Genomic DNA, 1,024 nt, shown 5'->3' with positions numbered 1-1,024 from the left:
AAAATGCCCAATTCGTGTAATTCAGTGAAAATTTCACGTGTCATCGGGTTGTCAGTAATCATTTCACGTTCAGTAATTTCCAGCGCCAACGTGATCGCGCCTTGTGGAAAGGCTGCCAGAAAATCACGGCAATCAGTCACAATGTCTTTATTTTTGAAATGGGTATAGCTGATATTAAAGCCAAAATGAAAATTGGGCGGTAACAGCGCTGCCTGCGCCGCGAAAATGGTACGCACCTGATGCATGAGGCTACGCGTCATCGGAACAATTAACGCACTTTCTTCGGCTAATGGAATGAACTGATTCGGCGGGATCAACCCTAATTGCGGATGTTGCCAACGCATCAGTACTTCACAGCCATGCAAACCAAAGTCTTGGCTACGTACAATCGGCTGCATGTAAGGGACAAACTCATTTTGCTCTACTGCACGCGCCAGCATGCTAATCGGTGAAACCACTCGGCTGAGATAACGGTAAGTAATGTACGCGAACAACAACCCAATCAAAATAAAGACTGCGATACTGGCATGAGAGTTATTGATGGCGTACCAAAGCAGCTTACGACTGGAGATCTGCGTCAGTACCTCATACGGGTAGTGGTCAGACTCCATAACTTGGGTAATTTTCTTCTGTGGTAAAGGGCCGCTATACACTGCGCCATCAGCGGTCATCCACTTATTACCAATACGTACCACTATCTGTAAGTGGTTGCTGAGTAAATTCAACGTCTGATGCAAATACAAACCATCAATACCCACCAGTACAGCAAGCCCTTCAGGTCCTGTTTGGCGAAAGGCTACCAGCGGTGATCCCGGTGTCACTGAACTGCCATTCATCAAATACAATTTGCCTTCGTAATAATTGGCTAGCTCAAAATCAGAATTTTTTTTCCCTGATAGGATCGTGCAATAAATATTATTATTTAAAGCAATATTTACATTCCTGACATAAGGAATCGTGATTACCTGATAAAGCATCTTCTTTACCATGGCATCAGAACAGCTTAGGTCTGCTGACGAAGCGA

1 protein-coding gene is annotated in these 1,024 nt (G+C 44.4%); it reads right to left on the bottom strand.

Annotation, left to right across the window (positions count from 1 at the left end; all coding sequences use genetic code 11):
- Window positions 1-977: EAL domain-containing protein (locus tag ACRC27_RS08185; RefSeq protein WP_438639640.1), on the bottom strand; the 977-nt coding region annotated here is incomplete at its 3' end.
- Between the last annotated feature and the right edge of the window lie 47 nt (window positions 978-1,024).

Origin of the sequence: Plesiomonas sp. (genome assembly GCF_051650925.1) — a bacterium.
Lineage (GTDB): Bacteria > Pseudomonadota > Gammaproteobacteria > Enterobacterales > CAMTGL01 > Plesiomonas.
Note: the sequence above shows the minus strand (reverse complement) of the source record. Positions and strands in the feature narration are given on the sequence as shown.